Annotated in this window: 23 protein-coding genes; 9 read left to right on the forward strand and 14 right to left on the reverse strand. The window is 47.6% G+C overall.

The genetic code is table 11. From position 1 onward, the window contains the following. Positions 1-17: 17 nt before the first annotated feature. From V6C93_RS14145 to V6C93_RS14165, 5 genes are read right to left on the reverse strand one after another with little or no spacing between them, the layout of a single operon-like run. Complete coding sequence (locus V6C93_RS14145; RefSeq protein WP_333477302.1) at positions 18-740, reverse strand: hypothetical protein; 723 nt, start codon at positions 738-740, stop codon at positions 18-20. A 3-nt stretch (positions 741-743) separates the two neighbouring features. Next, positions 744-2,099, reverse strand: a complete 1,356-nt coding sequence (locus V6C93_RS14150; RefSeq protein WP_333477303.1) for a hypothetical protein — start codon at positions 2,097-2,099, stop codon at positions 744-746. Between the two features lie 4 nt (positions 2,100-2,103). Then, on the reverse strand, positions 2,104-3,507 hold the full coding sequence (locus tag V6C93_RS14155) for a thymidylate synthase (RefSeq protein ID WP_333477304.1): 1,404 nt from the start codon (positions 3,505-3,507) through the stop codon (positions 2,104-2,106). Next, positions 3,488-3,976 (reverse strand): hypothetical protein, encoded by a 489-nt coding sequence (locus tag V6C93_RS14160; RefSeq protein WP_333477305.1) that lies wholly within the window; start codon positions 3,974-3,976, stop codon positions 3,488-3,490. The genes V6C93_RS14155 and V6C93_RS14160 overlap by 20 nt, the downstream gene beginning before the upstream one ends. A 6-nt stretch (positions 3,977-3,982) precedes the next feature. Then, positions 3,983-4,228, reverse strand: coding sequence for a hypothetical protein (locus tag V6C93_RS14165; protein ID WP_333477306.1), 246 nt, complete (start codon positions 4,226-4,228; stop codon positions 3,983-3,985). Between the two features lie 156 nt (positions 4,229-4,384). On the opposite strand from V6C93_RS14165, the gene V6C93_RS14170 reads away from it, so the two are divergent. Then, positions 4,385-5,248 carry a hypothetical protein gene (locus V6C93_RS14170; RefSeq protein WP_333477307.1) on the forward strand — a complete coding sequence of 288 codons (864 nt, stop codon included), beginning with the start codon at positions 4,385-4,387 and terminating at the stop codon, positions 5,246-5,248. Here the strand turns inward: V6C93_RS14170 and V6C93_RS14175 are convergent. After that, entirely contained in the window at positions 5,195-5,674 is a 480-nt protein-coding gene (locus V6C93_RS14175; RefSeq protein ID WP_333477308.1) for a hypothetical protein, read from the reverse strand. The genes V6C93_RS14170 and V6C93_RS14175 overlap by 54 nt on opposite strands. A gap of 151 nt (positions 5,675-5,825) precedes the next feature. On the opposite strand from V6C93_RS14175, the gene V6C93_RS14180 reads away from it, so the two are divergent. Next, positions 5,826-6,200 carry a hypothetical protein gene (locus V6C93_RS14180; RefSeq protein WP_333477309.1) on the forward strand — a complete coding sequence of 125 codons (375 nt, stop codon included), beginning with the start codon at positions 5,826-5,828 and terminating at the stop codon, positions 6,198-6,200. Between the two features lie 230 nt (positions 6,201-6,430). Here V6C93_RS14180 and V6C93_RS14185 read toward each other — a convergent pair whose 3' ends face one another. The 5 genes from V6C93_RS14185 to V6C93_RS14205 are packed head-to-tail and all read right to left on the reverse strand — an operon-like array spanning position 6,431 to position 14,041. Beyond that, on the reverse strand, positions 6,431-6,754 hold the full coding sequence (locus V6C93_RS14185; protein WP_333477310.1) for a hypothetical protein: 324 nt from the start codon (positions 6,752-6,754) through the stop codon (positions 6,431-6,433). Then, on the reverse strand, positions 6,741-7,313 hold the full coding sequence (locus tag V6C93_RS14190) for a hypothetical protein (RefSeq protein ID WP_333477311.1): 573 nt from the start codon (positions 7,311-7,313) through the stop codon (positions 6,741-6,743). Before V6C93_RS14190 ends, V6C93_RS14185 begins: the two co-directional genes overlap by 14 nt. A 17-nt stretch (positions 7,314-7,330) precedes the next feature. Further along, positions 7,331-7,921: a hypothetical protein gene (locus V6C93_RS14195; RefSeq protein ID WP_333477312.1), complete on the reverse strand. Its 591-nt coding sequence runs from the start codon at positions 7,919-7,921 to the stop codon at positions 7,331-7,333. A gap of 20 nt (positions 7,922-7,941) precedes the next feature. Beyond that, positions 7,942-8,136, reverse strand: a complete 195-nt coding sequence (locus V6C93_RS14200; RefSeq protein WP_333477313.1) for a hypothetical protein — start codon at positions 8,134-8,136, stop codon at positions 7,942-7,944. Next, positions 8,117-14,041 carry a phage minor head protein gene (locus V6C93_RS14205; protein ID WP_333477314.1) on the reverse strand — a complete coding sequence of 1,975 codons (5,925 nt, stop codon included), beginning with the start codon at positions 14,039-14,041 and terminating at the stop codon, positions 8,117-8,119. The genes V6C93_RS14200 and V6C93_RS14205 overlap by 20 nt, the downstream gene beginning before the upstream one ends. Before the next feature lie 11 nt (positions 14,042-14,052). On the opposite strand from V6C93_RS14205, the gene V6C93_RS14210 reads away from it, so the two are divergent. The 3 genes from V6C93_RS14210 to V6C93_RS14220 are packed head-to-tail and all read left to right on the forward strand — an operon-like array spanning position 14,053 to position 15,224. Then, positions 14,053-14,325 carry a hypothetical protein gene (locus V6C93_RS14210; RefSeq protein WP_333477315.1) on the forward strand — a complete coding sequence of 91 codons (273 nt, stop codon included), beginning with the start codon at positions 14,053-14,055 and terminating at the stop codon, positions 14,323-14,325. A gap of 14 nt (positions 14,326-14,339) precedes the next feature. Further along, positions 14,340-14,606, forward strand: a complete 267-nt coding sequence (locus tag V6C93_RS14215; RefSeq protein ID WP_333477316.1) for a hypothetical protein — start codon at positions 14,340-14,342, stop codon at positions 14,604-14,606. Positions 14,607-14,624: 18 nt separating this feature from the next. After that, positions 14,625-15,224 (forward strand): hypothetical protein, encoded by a 600-nt coding sequence (locus V6C93_RS14220; RefSeq protein WP_333477317.1) that lies wholly within the window; start codon positions 14,625-14,627, stop codon positions 15,222-15,224. 130 nt (positions 15,225-15,354) lie between these two features. On the opposite strand, the gene V6C93_RS14225 is transcribed toward V6C93_RS14220, so the two are convergent. Further along, positions 15,355-15,549: a hypothetical protein gene (locus V6C93_RS14225; RefSeq protein WP_333477318.1), complete on the reverse strand. Its 195-nt coding sequence runs from the start codon at positions 15,547-15,549 to the stop codon at positions 15,355-15,357. Next, positions 15,549-17,141, reverse strand: coding sequence for a terminase large subunit domain-containing protein (locus tag V6C93_RS14230; protein WP_333477319.1), 1,593 nt, complete (start codon positions 17,139-17,141; stop codon positions 15,549-15,551). The genes V6C93_RS14225 and V6C93_RS14230 overlap by 1 nt, the downstream gene beginning before the upstream one ends. Before the next feature lie 31 nt (positions 17,142-17,172). On the opposite strand from V6C93_RS14230, the gene V6C93_RS14235 reads away from it, so the two are divergent. The 3 genes from V6C93_RS14235 to V6C93_RS14245 are packed head-to-tail and all read left to right on the forward strand — an operon-like array spanning position 17,173 to position 18,540. Next, positions 17,173-17,451: a hypothetical protein gene (locus V6C93_RS14235; RefSeq protein ID WP_333477320.1), complete on the forward strand. Its 279-nt coding sequence runs from the start codon at positions 17,173-17,175 to the stop codon at positions 17,449-17,451. Continuing rightward, positions 17,448-18,149, forward strand: a complete 702-nt coding sequence (locus tag V6C93_RS38735; RefSeq protein ID WP_333477321.1) for a DUF6464 family protein — start codon at positions 17,448-17,450, stop codon at positions 18,147-18,149. Before V6C93_RS14235 ends, V6C93_RS38735 begins: the two co-directional genes overlap by 4 nt. Further along, positions 18,142-18,540, forward strand: a complete 399-nt coding sequence (locus tag V6C93_RS14245) for a hypothetical protein (RefSeq protein WP_333477322.1) — start codon at positions 18,142-18,144, stop codon at positions 18,538-18,540. The genes V6C93_RS38735 and V6C93_RS14245 overlap by 8 nt, the downstream gene beginning before the upstream one ends. A gap of 113 nt (positions 18,541-18,653) precedes the next feature. On the opposite strand, the gene V6C93_RS14250 is transcribed toward V6C93_RS14245, so the two are convergent. Further along, positions 18,654-19,232, reverse strand: a complete 579-nt coding sequence (locus V6C93_RS14250; protein WP_333477323.1) for a terminase small subunit — start codon at positions 19,230-19,232, stop codon at positions 18,654-18,656. Between the two features lie 690 nt (positions 19,233-19,922). Here V6C93_RS14250 and V6C93_RS14255 point away from each other — a divergent pair. Next, a complete protein-coding gene (locus V6C93_RS14255; protein WP_333477324.1) occupies positions 19,923-20,435 on the forward strand; it encodes a hypothetical protein in 513 nt (170 codons plus the stop codon). The last annotated feature ends 1 nt before the right edge of the window (position 20,436 follow it).

The raw sequence follows: 20,436 nt of genomic DNA on the forward strand, positions 1-20,436 counted from the left end.
ATGACAACTAATAGTTGTCAAGAGTATTGAGGTAAGTCAGCCGCATGAGACTCAAAAAACGCAGGCATGATATAAGCCTTCGTCTCTTCCAACTGGGGGGCAAAGCCTTTGTGAAGTAAATTTTCAGAAGCATCGAACCAGACTTGAGGTCGTCCCAGTTTCCCCGGCGCATTAAGGTCACGTACCAAAAACCGCACCGTGCGATCGCGCAATTCATCCAAGCTGGGACTGAAACTGTACCCCAATTCTTTTGCCACCTTGCGGTTACATGGCGCATGGATTGATTCGTCTGAAGAAATGTCAAACGCTGCATTCCTCAACCCCTGTCCCCCAAACCGTCTCAATATGGGCAGGATGATAAAGAATATGCTGTTCTCCAGTACAAACGCTTTCACAATGGGGTGGTCAGGGTGTTGAAGCCATTCAGCCGCGATCGCGTCAGCTTCCTCCTGCATCTCCTTCGTTGTCAACTGATAGGTGTCAGTTGCCATTTCCAATAGGCAGTCATGTTTAATTTCATCTTCGGCATTGGATTGAAGTAACGCGATCGCGTCTGGCTCTAGTTTGGCTAACTCCTTATCCCCCGTTTCCATCACCCAATTCCCCACTGGAATTTCCAACACCCGCAGCGCCAAACACCTCCCTATAGCCCCTTCACTTCCCGGCATAACAGGTTGCTTGTCCCCCATCGTTGGCGACCACAACCGTTTCTTGGACATCAAATTGCTGTAAAAAGACATCTTTCACTCCGCGCAAGCTGAACAAACTTCGTCATCACACTGGTTCCACACCGTACTCTTGTCCACCGATGCTTGTTGGGTAACCAAGCGGTAGTAGGTGGTAACCAACGGACTTTCTAACCAATCTTTGAGCCATTCATCGGTAATGGGCTGTTTGTCCCAAATATTGGCGCTAATGGAATGAGCCAACCCTGTGCTTTCCATGTATCGCTGCCATACCTTGAGCAGACGATACTGGGTATCCCATTCCACCGATGCCGCTGTTTCAGTGTTGGGATGGTACTGGTAGGGTATGACCCCAAATGTTCCAGAGTCGCGATCCACTTCTTTAGTAATCGGATTGCAGTTTGGGGGTGAGATTTCTGGAGCCGTCGTGTAGCCTTCGCGATCGCGGTAGCGATATGAGCAGCTTGCCGTCGGTGCCACGGTAAACGCCCGCTCCATCCCGTACAACCGTGCCACATCAGCCGCTAAATAAAACCCTTCCAATAAATTCAGGGCAATTTGTTCAGCCTTGTTTGTGGCGTATGCCCAGTATCTTGGCTCTAGGCACTTTTCCATCGCCTCAACCAATTCCAAGTAAGTCACCCCTTCAATAGCGAGTAAATTAGCTAATCCCAGCACCCCTAACCCCACCTGACGGTCTTCTTCAGGAGATAGGTAAATCCCCGACTCCCCTACCCCAGTGCGACGATGAATCGTACACAGAAACTTCATCCCATTCTTAAAGGCTTGGGGAATAGCCTCAATAGGCGTTTGGCCTAGCTGGACATGCGAGAGTAAACAGGTGCCACGCGATCGCAGCAATATCTCCAGACAAACTTGGGACAACAAACGATTCCCATTTTTATCCCAGCGCTTTTTCGCTAGCCACACCGTCCCATCTTCCACCTTGGCTTTAATTAAGGGGAGGAGGGGCGAACTCATGAAGTTCTCATCCACATATAGAGCACGCTTTATCCAAGGCAGCTCGTTTCGCGTGGCGTTGAGAAACTCAGCCGCATCGGGGTGGAGGTAATCAAGGTAGGTAGTGATTGCCCCATTTTTGTACACCCCACCTCGACGGAGCACTTCATTAAGCTTGGAGTACATCTGGCAAAAACTTACTGGACCCGATGCCACCAACCCACGCCCGTTACTTGACCCTTTAGGTCTGAGGTTGGATAGTTCCAACGCCACCCCAGCAGCATAGCGTAATGCCTTAGAGGTAAATAACCAGCTATCTTCTATCCCGTCTCTGCCCTCCATTGAGTCCTGCACCTCCAGTACGGTGCAAGACACTGGAAGCCGACTCTCTGGATTTTTCAGCCAGTCTTCGATGCGCCCGGTGACGGCGGTATATTCTGGAATTTGTATCAATGTCTTAGTCCTGTGTAAAGTTTTCGCCGTATCGCAGACTATTCCAAGCCCGTTCAAGTTGAACGCCTAAATACAGCGCATGGCTGGGTTGAATAGCTGGCGCATCAAGCGCGATCGCGTCCAGCAAATTCCCAACACTTCGCCCCAAATACTCCCGCACGGGTTTCCCCTCTGCATCCATCCGGGACACCTTAATTTGATTCCCCACAGTTTCCACCAGGAAGTTACCCACAGGGTCGTTGTATTCTTTCTTGGCTTTCCCGTAGTGCTTCTCTACAACTTCGTCAGCATACGCAAACGAGTGGTCGTAGAGATGGGCTGATTGGGATAGGGTGACGAGTGGACCAAGAAGTAGGATGTCGTTGGTTTCATGTTCGATGCGATCGCGGATATGCATCTGCAAAGCCCGCAACCCAAAGGCATTAGCGGGCCACGCATTAAACATGTCGTTGCTTCTTAGTGTGGCAGTGAGTGATAGTTCCTTATTCACTACCCGTACCCAAATCTGATTGAGGCATGGACTGCCCCCACGTTCGTGGTCGGCAGCATCCCACAAATTCATCACCGCACTAGCGGCGTCAATTTCCCCCACCAGCTTTTCTACCACCTGCTCCACTTGGTCACGTCCAAAATGCGATCGCAGACGCTGCCCGTAGGTGTATTTAACACCGGGGACATAAGGCGCATCTTCCAAGATGGACGGGATGTAGTTGGTTAGGTATGCGCGATCGCATGGTAGGTAGTTGGGGTGAGGTATATAAAACTCCCTTGGCTCATCCGTAACAACCGCCATCAAATCAATGAGTTCCTGCCACTGCCCGTCATACCCGGTTGGGCGCAGTACTCCACCTGTTCGGATGCGATGTAGAATTTTCACCCAAGTTTCGGCAACCGTCTTCCCTTCCACCCGATGCCCATATAAAGGACTGGGAACTACTTCACTCTTGACTTCGGGGATCGGGTAAACCTTAGGTTTTCCACCTAACGGTTTTTGAGAGGTCAGACGCTCTATGAAATCGTTCATCCATAGTTTGTTTTCGTCGAATAAAATATTCCAGCTTAACTGTCGGATTCTTTCAACATCATCAGCATGAATGTCAGCACCGACCGAAAAACCTCCATCAACAAACTGACGTAATGCCGCAAGTGCGCCTGAGTTCGTGTCTTGCTGAGTCGCCCACAAAACTAAAACCCCAGTGATATGGGGATTGTGGAGAAGATTACGTACCAGCAAGTCCACACCCGCAGGCGAATATAGGTTACCGATCGCGGCATACTGGTGTGACTCCAGTAACTTCGCAACCCGTTCCTTTGGCGTCCACCCTGTCACCACCACAACTGTCCCCGTGCCGTAGATAAGCTGGTTGGGTTTATGAAGCGCTGTATACTTATGCTGCGTTGCTAACATTGAGCCGCTCCTCAATTTTTTCCACCGCTGTCACATACGCACGAAGCAACGCGATCGCGTCTTCAGTTGGATGTGATGCCCATATCCACAACGGGCGAGGAATAAATGGCAACGGGCAGCTTTCTACATAAGTTTGGGTCGAACTTGGGGGGATGCATATCCGAGCTAGCCGTCCATGTAGCACGGCACTAGACATTAACCCCAACCCGTAATGCCAACCCTGTTCTGTGATGCGACTTCTTAATGCGCGATCAAGTCGCATAAAGTCAAATTCGTCAGCAAAGCGCGATCGCACTACCATCCAATAATCTCCAATTCGGACTTGGTAGGTACCATCACTGAAACCAACGCGAACAAAGTCCGCATCTGTTTTGGCTAATTTCTCCAACAATTCTGATAGATCAGAATCTAATTTCCCGGCACAATCCCCGTTCCCATTGGCACTAGCGGTCTTAAAAGCTGTAACCATAATGTGCTACGATGTAGTGTGTAGTGCTTGTTCTAGCTGGCGTTTGCCGTCCTTGGTGACGCTGTACTTGTGAGCTGCCGAATGGCTACCACCCAGCTGGCGAACCAGTCCGCGATCGCGCAACCCTGCGACGACATGTTTAATGTCGCAAGATGCAGCGAACCGCAAAACCAATTCACGACCAACAACTTGTCGGCGTGTAGCAATGAACCGCAGCACTTTCAAGTCGTTGCCACAGATGAACTGCGCCATATAAGAGGCGTTGTTTGTTGTTAACGAAGTACAAGAAAATTGTACGTCACAAATGTAATATTACAGCGTCACCTTCGTAACAGTTTTTATTGTGAGTCGGTGTTGGTTGGTAGTATTGCATTGAGCATGTGTTTGGGACTCGATAGAATAAAGAATATGGCTGTAACAACTTGTTGGCCTAACGTGCAAATAGAAACATCGGAAAGTAACCTTCGTAAAGTAAGCGAACTGTTCAAGACCCTCCAGTCCGGAGAGTTGGACGGACAGGTTATCCGCCCCGCAATGAAGGTGGGAGACATTGTTAAAGCGATCGGGGTATCGCGCAAAACGTTTTACGAGTGGAAAGAGGGGACTTCCATGCCCCAACCGGGTAACCTCCGCTCGATTGCGTTGAATCTCCTCCATGTCCAAGAGGCCGACCTAGCAAATTACTTTGCCGGCACTCTTGCCATAAAAGACCTACTAACTATCCGCGTCAAAGTCGCCACGCCGGATGACGTGCTTCAGACGTTCCAATTACTCAGGAGCGATCGCGAAAAAGATGCCGTACTCGCACAGCTGCTACAAGATCGCGCAAAAAAACTGGGAAACGACGCCGAACCTCAAGGAGCTGATACCACTTCACCTATACTTATTGGGAAAAACTCCAAATCAGGGATAACAACCGTGTATCAGTTTGAATACTTGGTTTTTAATCGTCTTAAAAATCTCATGGATGCGTCGAGAGAGCAGATGGGATTATCGGAAATACAATACGTTCGATCTGCCGCAAGCAATGGTATCGCTCTAGAAGAGGCGTCGCTGTTTTATGAAGACGTTATGGATGGCACCTACAACAGGAGCCACACCCGCACACGTATTGAAGCGTTTCTGCCCTTGTTATTTCGCATAAAAAATCCAAGGACGGGTTTATCCTTGGATACAAGTCGCACGTATACTGGCAACTTTGAAGGTTTAATTAGAGACCTAGAGCGCCTTGGTAACGGCGCGGCACAGCAGCCAATTCACTACGGAAACTGAAGATTTTTTCAGTGCAACGCTAAAGTTCGTCAAACACCCATCTTGTGAAATCAGTTGAAGATGGGTGTGTTTTTTTTCGCTTTTAACTAATTGTAAAACTTTGTTATATTCCGTTAAATCTTGCGCGGAAGCTTTGAGATTTTCTTGACTAAATACCTTGAATGTGCGGTTAAATCCTACAATCTTCTCCATCCCTCTAGATACTTGAACAATACAAGCGGCGTTTAAAACTTCAGATTTCACCTGCGCTTTTAAAATTTCCAATTCCGCTAGCATCAAGGCTTCAAAAGGGCAAGTTTTAGGGATAGCTGTCACCAACTCCCATCGTGGCGATTGAGAAATAATTTTTACGTGAAACAGCTTTTCACCAATAAGTTGTAGATTGCAATTTTCAAACTGATACTCGCAAACTCTTGTGGTAATCATTTATCAGCTAGGCTTTTGCTTACGTAGTTTCCCTGAATTGACAAAAATGTCCTCTTTATAAATTAGCGCTTGTATTGGAATCGCACCACCGAAATATTGACGCACACCACCTGTCTTTTGAGCATGACAAAGGTGTAATGGTATACAGGGTGTGGCTGAATCTATCAATACGTTGGAAGGGCGCGAGGCGCTAGATCGGATTGTGCGCCAAGCAAGGGGGCAAAAAACCCTAAGATTTTTTGCTAAACAGGTAGGAGTGAGTCATGGGGTGATTGCCCGCTTGGAGAAGACGTTAACCAAAAATCCACCAGACACCACCTTGAACGCGATCGCGCCGTTTACAGAATTTAACCTTCAGGAACTTCGGCAAATTCTAACTTCTCAAACACCTCCGACAGTTCGTTGCTATCGTACTGCCGAAGAAGCGTGGGTCATTGTCAAAGGGCTTCCTCCCAGTGAGAAAGCCCTATTAGGTCAAATGATTTTGGCTGAATTAGGCGGACTTCCTAATCCTGCCGATTTGTGAGATTGGTGCGAGCGCGTATAAATGTACGTAGAGCAATCTTCCTGGCTGTGGCTGTAGCTTCAGTTAATAGCTGCGTCAATCTGGCGTTCAAATCGGCGGTGTCCATGCCTGCGGTATCGAATGAAAAAGACTAAGTATATATACCGTAACTTAATCTAGAATTTAGGTTGCGATTGGTAACTGACAACTTGTGTTCTTGGAGGAGAAGCCCACGCTGTACCTCGTAGAGGTCACCGTTGGGAGTACGTCACGAGTCGAAATTTTATGACCTCGTGATCGCAGTAAAACTCCCCCGGCTCTGGCTTACCCAAAGTGCGGGTATATCGTCGCCCCATGTACTCAATAGCGTCCAACCGATTAATCTTTAACCCTTTCACACCGACTTCTACCACCTGATTAATTGGGTTAGGTGCAGGCAGGATTAATGTTTCAGCCCCTTCAGAACCAATCACGGCAATCAATGCGCCATAACATGCCACCCCAGTCCCTAGCTCGAAGTGGGCAGCACTAAGGGCGTTATCTGTTTCGTTGTTGGAGCCTTCAAGAATGAACACGATCGCGTCCTCCTAATACAGCCACTCTACACTGCCCGTCGCGATCGCGGGGCACATCCCCACCTAACACCATACTTCCAGCTTCTGGTTGCGGTGAGGTGTCGGGAAACAAAAAGCTGAGTTCTTCTTTAGCAGCTTTGCAATGTTTAATTAAATAGTCACAGTGGCGCTTGACGTAGTTCTCTTTACCTGCAATTTCAGCTTTCATTGCAGCTAGTGTATCTTTTTCAAAGGTTTCGCAGATGTCTGTTATATCCCAAACTATATTTCTTAATAAATACAGCAAATCCTGCTCTGATCGCCTGCGTTGTTTTTCTAGCTCCTCACGTTCTTTTTCTTGCCGCAAGCGGTCTAAATAAGATTTCTGTTTTTCGGTTAACGGCTTTTTGTCCGGACAGGTTTCAGGGTCGTATAAATAGCAATTGTATTTTGGGGTACGAATCACGCCAACAGGTTCTCCCGGTTTTTTACCTAACTGGGAGAGTTGCTTCTTGGTTTTGAGATGTTCTGGTGGTTCATTTTCGCCAAATCCCCACCAAGAATAAGTCTTGATGTTCACCGCGATCGCTCCTTATTCTACTGTGGTGCTTTCCTGCTGGCTTCCGCGTAGATAGAGCGCATATCTTCCACCATGTTTAGCCAATCAACCAGTATTGGTGCAATATAAAGACATTCTTCAACTGGGTTATGACGTTTATCTTTTGGTAGGTCATAACTTAATGTCGCGTCTAGCCCTAATATGGCGCGAATGGTGGCAACTTCATGGAGTGGGTAGGGTGCGTTCCATTTGTATTCAGGCTCGTTGTCTCTAACACAAGCTGCCATGAAATTTGTCTCAACCGGATAGCCACAATCAGCAAATAGGAAAAAGGCATCACTATACCGTTTTAGGTCAGGCGAATTTTTCCATCCTTGGAATACGCGCCAAAATTCACTTCTTACCTGAGCTGGAGTTTCTAAGTTGGGTGAAGGTAAATATGGGTCTACATTCGTTTCAATCCACGTCCTATCCTCTGGATTTCCCTCAGCTTTCTGGCTAGGACAAGCAAAGTAATCTTTATCCAAAATGGTCTTGTCATCTCTATTAATAACGGTTAAACCAACGGCATACCCGTCTCCATACAAGCCCACAGACTCGACATCAAACACCATAATTATGTCAGTCATACGCGATCGCGCCCTTCGTCTCAACTAATTTCTTCAAAAAAGCTAAAAATTATATCACGATCTTTGTCTGATAGAATCGGCGATTTATTAAGTCTATCGCAAACCTCCATTAATACTATTTTATTCATAAAAGTATCATCTAAATTGTTTACAATCAAATAAAACGTTCCTATTAAGCAATCCCAATCAAATTCGTTATTTTTTCCCATATCCATATAATCGCGCTCTCCGTTTTGCAAACCGAGAAAATGTTGCCAACCTGCTATACATTTTAAACCCCGCGACTTCTAACCGCCTGTCAACTTCTTGGCGTCGGGTCTGATTAATCTGTAGCTGCTGCAACACATCAACTAAGTTTGTAGGAGTACCAACGCTTGTCCGCCCCAGTAGCTGATTGGTAAGTAAGTTTGAATACAGGTTACGCAAAACTGGCATCAGCCCTTGTTGAAACGATCGCACACCACTGATTGCCCCGGCGCTGCCTTCTTGATTGAGTCGCCCATGCAATTCCTCAGCAATATAAGCCGCATCCGCTTGCTGCTGCATCAAACGAATGATAGCGGCGTACCTCTCCCTATCACCCATTGAGGCGTAAAGCGTGCCCGATTCTTTATTAACGGCATCTAAAATCTGTGCTTCTCGTTCCGCAATTTGCCGTAGATAAGCCGTATATCGCGTGTTAGTGGCGCTAATATTAGCCGCTGTTGTTTTGGCTTTAGCTGACGCAATGGCAATAACAGGTGCAGGTAAATCTGATTGTCGCTTCACCCCTATATCTTGTATCCCTGAAATTGCCGCAATCTTCGCTAACACAAGGTCAGGATTTTTAGGGGTTTTAAACCGTTGCGCTCGATTTGGCTCAATATCTTCCAAGTCACTGACTAATAGTTCATTACTATCCGTTACCTGAAACGTTAATCGATAACCATAATCCCGTTCTAATTCCCCACACACATCTTGTAATTCATCCCACAACTCTTCCTTGGTTTGCCTTAAGCTTCGCATCTGATTAGATAGCGTTGCAAGTTCCATATACAGTGCCAGTGCCCCATCACGCCCCCCTGCCGAGGCGGCGGTAATCACTTCAATCTCACTTGGGGTAAAAACCTGCTCCAAAGCGGCTGGATTATTCGATATTGACATTAACTGCTCAGGTGTTACTCCACGAGCAGCAGACTTTACCCAAATGTCATCAAGCTGGGTTCGTCTTCTAGCACTTAGCGCCTCAACTTCTTGTTTAATTTCCGCTGCGGTGGTGCGTAATGTTTCAGTATTAACTGTCTTTCCACCTACTTGATACAACAGTTCGCGATCCAAGTCTTGTTGCAAGCGCGATCGATAGGCTTCTAATGTATTAATTCGACTTGCAAACTCAGACTGCATCAACTGCTCATTCGTTTCAATTTCCTGTCGTATAGCGTCCAAACTACGACGGGCTAAATTGTAAGCAATGATATCGGTTTCTCTTAATAATTCCAATTCCGCCAACACATTGGCAGCATCGCGTTGTATAGCAGGAATAAATACCTGCTGCTTTCCTTGCCAAAATGCCAGCTCTGTTTGCACCCCAGCTAATCGCTCACCAACAACCCGTTTAATGGTGCCGTAATTTAAAATCCCCTCAACCTGCTCAATAACCGCTAGTGCCTGCGATCGCAAAGAAGCAACTGCACGGCGTTTAACTTCTACCGCTTCATCCAACCCAATTGGTGTATCTCGCGCCCTTTTTGGCATCGATTCATCAGCTTGAGTTTTCGACTCTTCATAAAGCGGGATATTTCGCATGATATACCCCGTACTAATTGTAGGGTCAGTTACTATTCGTAACTGATTTAACCATTGCTGCAACTGGGTATTTCTTTCATCCAGCATTTCAGAAACATTTCGAGTGATTGCCTCTAACTGTTCCTCATACAACCGCTTACTCGGTTCTCCCCCAGGTGTCTCCCACTCTTCTACAACCTTTGCAAAGGTTTCCCCTCGACGCAATAACTCATTAAATTTAGATTCAACGTTTCTGCGATACTTAGCTAACTGGGAACTTAATTCTCGATTGGCATTGTCAATAATTACCCGTTGCTCCTTAGCTATACCGTAAGCTTGCTGTTGCTCCGATGTCAAACGCTCTATACGTTCCGGTATGCTATTAACTAACCGATCCTTCTTCCGACGAAGTTCTTCAAGTGCTGCAACAAGTTGTGTTGGTGTTTGTTGGATTTGTGTTTGTTCGATTTGCTCATCAACCGCCCTAATTAAACCATCTAAATTCTTGACAAAGTCAACTTCTTCATTATTTTTAACTTGTTCTAAAAGCCGTTCAATTGTTCTAATAAAACCTTGAATTGTTGGAAAATTATCCCCAGCTTGTTGAGGGGTTATTTGTCGAAGCTGAGAAAGCTCTAATTCTAAATCCCGAATCAATAGGCCCTGTTGCTGCTTGATTGGGGAGTTGGATTTTAACCCGTTTAACAATTCAAGTACGCGATCGCGCACTCCAACTAAATCAGTTCTTGCCGCAACCAAAGCCGACACCTCAGTGGTTGGCGTATTAATGGCCTTTTCGACTTGTTTAATCGCTTGATTAATATCGCGTGTAGCATTTTGAATCTTTTGCGTTACTGCCGCTTTTCGCCGCCCAGTTGAGGTAAATAAATCTTCACCCAACGGGTCGTCAATATCCAAAGCCAGTTCTTCAAACTCCCGAACCAGCGCTTCAGCCTCTTGCAGAGTCGTACTTAAGCGGTCTTGCGTAATCAACGAAACCGACGTAGCACTTTTAGACGCAGCTATAACTTGCAAAGCTGTATTTCGTGCTGTAGCTAGCGCCTCACCCAACGTCTTCTTGCTAAATCGTTGCCGTTTAGCCGCTTCAAGTTCCAAGCGAACTTGGGCATTATAGTCATTCACCCGTTCGGTTAAAGCGGATTGAGCATTACTTGCTCTATCAAAGAGTTCTTGCTGTTCAATACGAGTCGCTGCCCGCTCTTGTCGAATCGTTCGCCCCACCCATGGTGTGGGAGGGACTGGCGTTGTGCGATAGGGCATGGATGGGGTTGGAGGAACAACTGTTCCGAGTCCAGGTAATGGTGTTGTTTGATTTGTTCGCCTTGGTGGCGGTTCTGCCCCTGGCGGTAATTGTAGAGAATTCGGAATTGTTAATTCGGAATTCGGAATTGTTGGAGGTATTAATTGCAAATTCCGAATTCCTAATTCCGAACTGGAAACTCCCTGCGGTTGCACCCCACCCACGGGTTGAGTCGGAGGAATGGGCATGGTATACATCCGCCCTGCCAACCGTTCCCGTATCCTATTTTTTACCTCCTCCGACAAATACAACGTCCCTTCCTGCTCTACCCTTCGTCCTAACCGTTCAATTAAATCCTCCGTTGCATCCACCCCAGGTTGCCCAAACTGTCCTCCTGCCCTAAACTCCCGCACAATCGTTTGAGCCAACTTTGGTCCAATATCCAACATTGCCGCGATCGCGTCTGCCGCCTCTTTATCCCCAACCTGCAACAACAAGTTATTCAAGTTCTGGGTATAGTTCCGGCTTTGTAAATTCCGAACTGTAATCTTCCCCACCCCAGGAATCGCCGCCAACTCATCTAAGTTTGTAATTGGCGTCCCCAATGCCGCCATACGACGAATAGCTGTATAAATAGCCTGCGCGATCGCCCTTCTCCGTTTCAAGCTCAGCCCCGCAGGGAGCAACCGTGCAATCTCCTCCACTGTCGCCGTATTTAAATTAATCCCACCAACTATCAACTCCCCTGGTGGCCCATCAATCCGAGCTGGTGGTAACCCCAACACATTCTGCACCTGCCGCTCAATTGCCCCCTGTACCCCTTGCGCCTGCCGCTCCACCGCTTCTAAATCCGGCACACTATCGTGCAACGCCCGCAACTGTCCCATAATCCCAGCCTGAGATTGCGCGACCTGAATACTAAATGTCCCCGGTGCCCCATAAATCTTCTCGTACACCGCATCCACGACATGGGCATAATCCCGCTGCTTCTGCAACAACCGCATAATTGCCAAATACCGATCGCGATCACTCATCGTTTCATAACGAGTTCCAGGCTGCTTATTCAACGCCTCCCGGATATTCGTCGCGGTTAAATTCAGCTTTTCCAAATAATTTCGATACTCCCCTTGAGTTCCCGTTTGAGCCAATTGGGCTACCAACGCTTGCGCTTTCCTGCTAGGGGTTGATGCACTGCGAGGGGGTGGTAACCGTTTTCCCCTACCAACCGCTTGCCCCATCTCCCCCCTTGCTCGTAGTATCATCCGAGCCAAATCTTGCAAGCTCAAATCCCGTAAATTCCCAGCCTGTCTTAAATCCGGCAACTGATTCAATAAATCAGGGGGAAGGAAGAACTGGGGAACTAACGCTTGTTCTGGAGGTGTTACGCGATCGCGTTCATACTGTTTCCGCAACTCCTCCACCATTTGGGCTTCAGCTATTGTCAACCCATAAATAGTGGTCAGTGAGGTTGTGTTCACTGTCCTCAAATCCAACCCAGTGGGTAGCTTGCTCAACGTCCCCTGCTGCTCTGCTTCGGTAAGAATTTCAGCCGGAAGTACCGGACGCGATTGCACCGCTTCAACCTGTTGCGCCCTATCCAACGCACCAATAACTTGCTGTTCCATCTGCCTCGCCAAACCACCCGGTTGCGGTGTTGGCCCCACAGGTTGAATAGGTACTACTCCCCCAGCCTGCGTCCCTGGTTGTCGCCCAATCTGTTGTTGCTGCAACCGTTCCTTCTGCCCCTTCATAATCATGTACAGCACCCCCAAGCTTAGTGCTGCACCCCCGGTGACCATAATTGCCCTTGCCAACCGCCTTGCCTGTTCTTGTTTCTGCCGCTCCGCCTCTTGCTGACGAGCCAACTGCTGGCGCTGAATATCCTCCACCCCTCGCTGGATTGCCCTTGCTGCACCCGCAATAGCAACGGTTGTCCCAATCACATTTTTTAAAACATTCCACCCACCTTTCAACGGCTCAACTTGTCTGTTCTCCAAGTTCCGACCAGGGTCGGCTGTCATATCTCGATCTTTTTTTCGTCCCTCAATAATTCCAATCCACAGACAACGATCGTTGGCGTGGCAGGGAATTACGAGCTTTGTTGGGTCAATGCGTTGCTTAAACGCAAATTGATGCTGTGCCAGCAAAACATCCAACTCAATCACAATCCCGTTACGACTTCGACATAGCTTGCACACCCGCAGGTCTTCCAATGACTGCCACCTAACCCGTTTCACATTGGCCTGAGTGTAAACCTGCAACCGACCCAAACTATACGCCGCACTAATTTCCGTCGCTGCAATTGTCTTCGCCCTACTCCTAAACGTCTGCGTCCCCGGCACCCGCAATGTTGTCCTAACGAGCTTTTCCCCGATCGCGACATCAGGGTCTTTAATCTCCTCCAAACTCTGCCGCCCCAAAGCCAGATTAATTTGTTGGAGTAACTTTACGCGATCGCGTCGAGGTATCCCGCCAGCCCCATGAGTGGAAACAGCATTCATGACGGACGCTTGTACGCGATCGCGCGTTTTTTCATTCACATCATTAGCTAGATACAATACCCGCTGCTCGACGGCACTTTGCAAATCGGTATTCCTTAACGGGTAGCCATAATCTGGGGGGTAAGCGGTGTAGAACGGCTCTTGAGGATAATCAGGTAACGGGTAATCCGCAAACTCTGCCCTATTAAAATTCCCCGGACTTCGTCCCGCTAGACTACGTCTCGCAACGCTTTCGCTAACATCTGCCGCCTGCTGGTTGGCAATATTCAACCCTTTCACCGCATGAAAACACCCCACATCCCAAGTGTCATTCCACAACCCTTGTAGCAACCCCTGGAAATTCCCACTCAGTTGCCACGGATTTTTCTCAATGAATGCGCGATCGCCCTTCTCCAATGCTGGCTCAATTTTCTTCCACCACAGGTCTGTTGAGTTATACCCCACGGTAGTGAGTAATCCTGTGTAGCGATCTTCCCGACTATCCAGCGCCTGGGCTATCTCCTCTTTAGGTAAGATAGGTTCATCGTCAGCATACGGAATAGGTTCCTCGTCTTGAAACTGAGCAATAATTGGGGAAAAGGTGGAGTCGAACACAGGGTATAGCCATGAAGCACAACACTCTTAGAATTATCACCTTTGCCAATGGTCGATATCCCATGTCTATGGACAAAATAAACTTTAAGGTGCAAGCGACCCAAAACTTAGTAGACGGCGACTTCAAGACTAATGCCATACATGGGCCGAGAAAATTACTCAAAGGCGAAGAAATGGTAGTGGACAAAATTTTTATTAATGCCTTTGGGTTGCACGTCCAAGGCAGCAATCCACGAAGACAGATTGTAAACTTGATGCCAATAGATTTGAATTTAATTGATTAAAGGCGCGATCGCGTATGACACAATCCTTAGATTGTAGTCACAACAACTACGACTATTGGGATGACTCTGAATACTGGCTTAACGAACCCGACGAGGATGAGCCATTAGACGAGCTGGAAGAATGGCTCGGTGGAAGATGCGGTTACAGTGAAGAATTCGGGGGTTGCTCTGAAGCTGGGAGTGAAGAGTGCGAGTTCGAGTGCCCACTTCGGGATGAGCTATATGGAACATTGCGTGATCGCGGTCAGCGCGAAGAATTTTGGGAAAACGATGAGTATTAAAGGAGGCGCGATCGCGTAATGTCCTATAACTACTATCAACTTCGTTCCGTTCGTCATATCCGTTACACATCAATTCGCCAATCTGACCAAGCGGATTTTGCCTTTAACCCATTTGGTGCCGTTGCCAAAATAGCCAGCGTTGCACCCGCGACTCGTGATGCTTTCCGTGCCCGACGGCTCCTCAAAGCCAAGGGTTCAAGTTTACCCAACCAGATTCGGGGCAGCATTCAAAAAGGATTTGGCTCCTACTTAGAAGGCATCCACACCGCCTCTTTATCCGGTGCTGGTGCGCGATCGCTCTACAAAGGCGGACGCAGTGCTATGCGAGCGGTTAAAAATGCTGCACCCAATACAAACAGGTTGCAAAAAATGACCGCAGGCGCTAAACAAGGACTGACCAAAGGGGGCGCGAGCTTACGACGGAGTGCCGCAGGCGCAACCATCGACCGATTAAGAAGTCCACTGTCAGCGGTTGTTCCCTCTGCGGTGGGCGACACGGTTAAAATCTATAAATCAATTCGTCCCAAAGGATTTAAACTACCTGGGACGAAAAGGAAAATAGGAAGTCAAATTTTTGCAGGCATCAAACGCAGTGGTTCAATCTTGGGGGTTGGCTAATGTCTAACGAAGAGAAACCTAAATTTACTTGGGATGATTGGTCTTTTTTCCTCATTATTATCCCCATCCTCGCGATCGTATTTTTGGTGTTTATTTTGTTGCCGTGAGTGACAACTAATAGTTGTCAGCGTTAATCAACTCTTTCACACACACAAGTCGTTCTGGCAGAACACGGATCGCTGTACGAATCGTAGTGGTACTTGACGAAACCGCGATCAATACAGCGATAGTCGTGGCGTTCGAGTGTGCTGCACCAGGTGAGAAGAAGCGCAATTCCACCAACTAACCCACCTAACACCCAGCACCCACAGGTTTTTGTATTCATTAAAAATACCCCCGAATTTCTCTAGCTGAACTACGTTCCCGCGCTTGTTCCTGTCTCCTGCGTGCCGCACTAAAATCCATCACTTTATCGTCTTGGGCATCCTGCTTGAGTACCTTCCCCATCTTTTTACGAGCAGCATAGTTTGCCAGCACCAACGCGATCGCGGCATCACCATGACGCTTCCCCCCATCTTTCCCCTTATACCGATTCCGCTCCGGCACCTTCGGCACCCCATTGTGTTCCTCAATAGCGGCGTGGTCGGTTTTAATATCCTCGTCATACGGCATCCGCAACCGCTCATCTTCCAATGCCTTCTTATAATCCGGCATGGCTTCCAAGTACCACGGCTGTGACGGCATTACCTTTTCAATCCGACTCGCCCCATACTTCGACTCAGCAAACTCAGCCAATGCCGTTCCATTCCCCCTAGCGTCACTTGCCCCACCACAAAAGTTAGGCAGGTTGTCAATCACCCCGTACAAAATCTGCTCTTGTCGCTTAATTGGTACATTCCGCAGTTCTATCAACAACGGACAGTACAACCGCACCTTCCCTTCAACCGTCAACCCTCGCGAATCATCTTCTAGGAGTATCGCGATCGCGCTAATATCCCCGGTGCGTCCAAAGTCCATGCCGTAGTAACTTTTCTGATGACGTGGCAATGCATTGAGCAACGGGTAAATTTTTTCTTTAAGCCAGTCCTGAATCTCTGTTAACTGCACGGGCTGGGATTTGATATTAAATTCATCCGGCAGCGCCAACCTCACTACAGAATACCTGCGATCCATCCGGGCTTCCACCAACAACGGTGGAATATAAGCCCCACCCCCAGCCTTGGGATTACAGAACAATTCTTCATCTGCATCATCCCCGTACTGGTCGATCATGTCCTGTCGCCATTTTTCTTGCCCCTTAAGCGACCAGTCTTTCCCCGTCATCAAGCAAATGCGCTTATACAATCCATCCGCGATCGCGTCATCAAACGTGACTTTATGCAACAAGTACGGACGCTTCCCAGCTTTCACTTCTTCAATCAGCTGGTTAAACGCATTAGTCACACCATCGTGGGTACTTATAATGTGTACACTTCCTCCCCACATAAGAAGCGCGATCGCGGCTTTGAGCAGTTCCATTGGGTTAGGGTGAAAGGCAAACTCATCTAAAATTACTCGCCCCTTCTTCCCCCGCAAGTTTGTTGGTCGTGAGGTTAACCCCGTCACCCGATACCCCGACGCCAGCTTAATGCGGTACGCGAGGATATCTTTCTCTGACTGAATCACCTCTTCCCCAAACATCACCCCTTCATCAATCAGTTCCCGTTTACTAACCGCTGTTACCTCACTTGCTACTTCTTGGTACTGCTTCACCCAAAAGGTGCAGTCTTGCATAAACTCCAGTGCCCCTTCCTCATTTGCGCCAATGTACCAAGTGTCTTTTCCCCCTCGCCCAGACGTTGCCGCCTTCAACACTGAATCAGCCGCCTCTGCCCACGTAATCCCAATCTGGCGGCTTTTCTCAATAATCTTGACTTCACTCTTGTCTAATATCCAACGCTGCTGATACGGCAGCAGTACCGCTTCTGTATCTGACATATTATAATAAATACAGTGTAGTTATTTATTTATGAACGAAAAGGGTAAAGCGGCGTTAAAGCAGCTCAAAGCGTTTCTCAATGATAAGCCTGACGTGCAGGTAATGGGCGTGGGGACGGTAGCAAAGATACTGGGCTTGTCACGCGATCGCGCCCACAAGTTCATCAAATCAAATCCACCCCGTCTTAAAGCTCAGTTAGGTTTAGGGTTGAATTCGAGCTATGAAATTAAAGTGGAGGACTTGCGAGAATTTATTGTGAGTGATTTTGGGCAAGCCACTCCAGGACGGAAAAAGAAGGAGGTTGCATGATTGATGAATCACGGAAAGCATATTTAAAGCGTTTAACACAAGATGTGCTGAACCAATTGCAGGGCAAAAGTCTTTCAGAGTATCTGACTCAAGTCGATGCCTCAGATGAAGCGACTGAATTTCAATTTCAAGAGTGTAAGCCTAGTGTTGATGCAGGTGTTGGCACAAGTTGTTCTGCATTGATGGAGTGGACAAACAGACAAATACGAGAAATACTCGATGCTACAGCCTTGCCACCAAATTTTTTGCAAGGCTCCTCCCGCGATCATTACCGAGAAGCTCAACAGCAACAGCACCACTGGATGGCTCTGATTATGGATATCCAGTTAGTTGTAAATGTAAGACAAGAGGACGCGATCTCGACTGCCAGAGAGTTACGCGATCGCTATCCCAATATGTCTCTTACTGAAATACGAGAATCTATCCGAGCAGGCGCTTTACGTCAAACTCCGTCAGGTCGATATTTCATTTCTCCTCTCTGGCTGGAGAGGAACTATTTGCGCGGGTCTATGCATCAGGCTGAATCTGTGGCTGACGTACTCAACCGCTTGGCGACAGGTGAAAAACTCGAAGCAATTGGCGATCGCGCTTGCAAAAACAACGCCCAATCTCCCTACCTTCGCTGTGCAGTTAACCCCTGCGGCCCATGCGAAGAATGTAGTTATTTCGAGGAGGAGGTACGCGATCACGATGAATAACTTAACACCTAAACAAGAAGTGAACCTGTTGGTAACGAGGTTTGGTAGTAGCGGAGGCGTGATTGTGACACTTAAAAATGCAGACGCAAGGAAACTTCTAGATGTGCTTGAGCTTTTAAGAAACGTATCGGTCGATGTGTCTTTAGAAAAACAATCGATTGCCCACAAGATTCAAGCTTTGTTGTCCAAAGAACGGTCTGTTGATATGACGGCTTCCGAGTTGATAACGGATATGGATGACGATGAACTTGGATGGGCAATAGCTCAGGAAGATCCTCGAATAGGGTGTATCAAGGGCTTTGCTTTAGATCCAAAGCTTTTTAATTATTTGCGTCGGGAGCGTCCTCGCGCTTTAGCAATAGCTGATGAAGTAATTCGTTTAAGTCGCTAAATACCGTGTAACACACGCACTTCGACGCACAGTCTCCTTACCACCCCTGCGGTTCGTGTGAAGGCTGTATTTATTTTGAGGTATGTGATCGCAATAAATGTACTTGACAACTGTTAGTTGTCAATCGGTACTTCCACAACCTCTTCTACTGGAGCTTCAACTGTGACAGGTTGAGGCTCTTCTGCTTTTGGTTCCTCCACAATCCCCAATATCCGTTTCCTAATCGAATCTGCCATCTCTTCTGACAACCCACGCTGTGATGTCATCCGCTCACTACCATGCGCGATTGTCTTGGTCTGACTCTCTGTAATGCCAGCTAATTTGATTACGCGATCGCACGCCGCCAATTTATCAACATCACGCTTCCCGTTTTTCATGATGTCGATGATTGTATCTACGGCATCAACCGCAGCATTTTTCAGTTTCTCATCAATCTCAGTGAAGATAACTCGCGTTCGTGTCGCCCGGAACTCCTCTTTTACTTGGATGCTGGTTTCTTCCCTGGCTCGCAATCGAGACGCGATCGCATCTTGTACATGAGGTCTTCCTAAAAACTTATATCCGGTACCTCTGGATATATTTGCTACCTTACAAGCTTGTGTGTGATTCCCCCCATCTGTTAGTGCTGCGACGAATTTCTCCTCGTCTTCTGATAACCCTCTTGGTGTTTTCGGTACTCTGCGCGATCGCATTCGATGAACACTGTTCTTTTAAGTGTGAATACAACTGTTCAAAAGTGTAAACGATCTGCTCACTGAATGCGTACAAGATGCTAGATATACCTTCTGTCTCGTTGATAAACTTACCACCTCTCTCCCTGCCTACCAGCCTGATCGCGTCACACACTTAGACGCTTTGTGTATCAATTAAATTCTAAAATTCAGTATAAATACCGATTACAGTGTAGGTAGATAGAGAGATAGTGGAGATGTGCCGAAGGTCTATCTAGTCAACTGGCACAGCAACTGTCACAAGGGAGGCAAAGAGACGGCAATCTAATATAGACACGCGATCTGCTGATAAGCAGCAGCGCTTCGCGATCGCGTAACTCTCTTGCGATTGACGGGCATAATGCAACCACAGCACAGCAACGGGTCTAGCCGGCTGTAGGTAGAGCCAAGGGTTAGCGGTAGGGAGTAAGAACCTTGAAAGCTTAATAGACTGCTAGGACGCCTTTAAGGAGGTTCTAAAGGTAGATTACTCACCTCTATGTATGGTGTAGCGCTGCTTAGTCCCTAGTTAGTCCCCTGTAGGCATCCGGCACAGAGTGCTTGTAAGTCCTACATTGATATACGCGATCACATAGTGCCTAAGACGCTGTGCAAGTCAGCGCGATCGCATCCGGTCTGCATTACCGGCTATTCAAATCACGAGGTAACTGAATGAGTAACGCAATCAATAGTAACGGTTCCAAGACAGTTTCTGATTCTGTAACAGATGCTAAGGAACTCAAAAAGCAACAGCTACTAGAAGCTAAACGCGCTAAGGAAGCTGAGAAAGTGCAACAGGAGTCTTGGGAGGAATTGGATTATACACCCTGTAAAACAATCCACCAAGCAATGCTCATCATGATGGGTGAGAGAGTTGAGCATTCCGAAGCTGTAAAAGGGTTATGCGCGATCGGGAAGGTCATACTACAAATAGGCGACAAGCGTATGGACTTCGGGATGATGACACGCGAGACACTCCAGATCGACGCAGAAGCTATGACACGGTGCTTTGAGTGTGGTTTTGAGTCAGAGGATGTAATCGCGATCGCGCAAGATGCTAAAAAAGCATGGTGTTTAGGCTACAAAACCCAGGAATCGCTAGACAAGGCTAATCGGGATAAAGTAAAGCGTCAAAGCAAAATTGATAAGCAGAAAGCGCTGCTAGACAAGCTTAAGGGTAAGTAAT

This window comes from Allocoleopsis sp., assembly GCF_036703385.1.
Classification (GTDB): domain Bacteria; phylum Cyanobacteriota; class Cyanobacteriia; order Cyanobacteriales; family Coleofasciculaceae; genus Allocoleopsis.

What these genes read in the sequence shown, in the direction of transcription:
- V6C93_RS14165 (WP_333477306.1), bottom strand. Translation starts at nt 4,228, where the DNA reads ATGGCGCAGTTCATCTGTGGCAACGACTTGAAAGTGCTGCGGTTCATT.
- V6C93_RS14245 (WP_333477322.1), top strand. Translation starts at nt 18,142, where the DNA reads ATGAATAACTTAACACCTAAACAAGAAGTGAACCTGTTGGTAACGAGG.
- V6C93_RS14220 (WP_333477317.1), top strand. Translation starts at nt 14,625, where the DNA reads ATGTCCTATAACTACTATCAACTTCGTTCCGTTCGTCATATCCGTTAC.
- V6C93_RS14255 (WP_333477324.1), top strand. Translation starts at nt 19,923, where the DNA reads ATGAGTAACGCAATCAATAGTAACGGTTCCAAGACAGTTTCTGATTCT.
- V6C93_RS14210 (WP_333477315.1), top strand. Translation starts at nt 14,053, where the DNA reads ATGAAGCACAACACTCTTAGAATTATCACCTTTGCCAATGGTCGATAT.
- V6C93_RS14230 (WP_333477319.1), bottom strand. Translation starts at nt 17,141, where the DNA reads ATGTCAGATACAGAAGCGGTACTGCTGCCGTATCAGCAGCGTTGGATA.
- V6C93_RS14155 (WP_333477304.1), bottom strand. Translation starts at nt 3,507, where the DNA reads ATGTTAGCAACGCAGCATAAGTATACAGCGCTTCATAAACCCAACCAG.
- V6C93_RS14215 (WP_333477316.1), top strand. Translation starts at nt 14,340, where the DNA reads ATGACACAATCCTTAGATTGTAGTCACAACAACTACGACTATTGGGAT.
- V6C93_RS14145 (WP_333477302.1), bottom strand. Translation starts at nt 740, where the DNA reads ATGTCTTTTTACAGCAATTTGATGTCCAAGAAACGGTTGTGGTCGCCA.
- V6C93_RS14225 (WP_333477318.1), bottom strand. Translation starts at nt 15,549, where the DNA reads ATGAATACAAAAACCTGTGGGTGCTGGGTGTTAGGTGGGTTAGTTGGT.
- V6C93_RS14235 (WP_333477320.1), top strand. Translation starts at nt 17,173, where the DNA reads ATGAACGAAAAGGGTAAAGCGGCGTTAAAGCAGCTCAAAGCGTTTCTC.
- V6C93_RS14200 (WP_333477313.1), bottom strand. Translation starts at nt 8,136, where the DNA reads ATGGATATGGGAAAAAATAACGAATTTGATTGGGATTGCTTAATAGGA.
- V6C93_RS14160 (WP_333477305.1), bottom strand. Translation starts at nt 3,976, where the DNA reads ATGGTTACAGCTTTTAAGACCGCTAGTGCCAATGGGAACGGGGATTGT.
- V6C93_RS14250 (WP_333477323.1), bottom strand. Translation starts at nt 19,232, where the DNA reads ATGCGATCGCGCAGAGTACCGAAAACACCAAGAGGGTTATCAGAAGAC.
- V6C93_RS38735 (WP_333477321.1), top strand. Translation starts at nt 17,448, where the DNA reads ATGATTGATGAATCACGGAAAGCATATTTAAAGCGTTTAACACAAGAT.
- V6C93_RS14195 (WP_333477312.1), bottom strand. Translation starts at nt 7,921, where the DNA reads ATGACTGACATAATTATGGTGTTTGATGTCGAGTCTGTGGGCTTGTAT.
- V6C93_RS14175 (WP_333477308.1), bottom strand. Translation starts at nt 5,674, where the DNA reads ATGATTACCACAAGAGTTTGCGAGTATCAGTTTGAAAATTGCAATCTA.
- V6C93_RS14170 (WP_333477307.1), top strand. Translation starts at nt 4,385, where the DNA reads ATGGCTGTAACAACTTGTTGGCCTAACGTGCAAATAGAAACATCGGAA.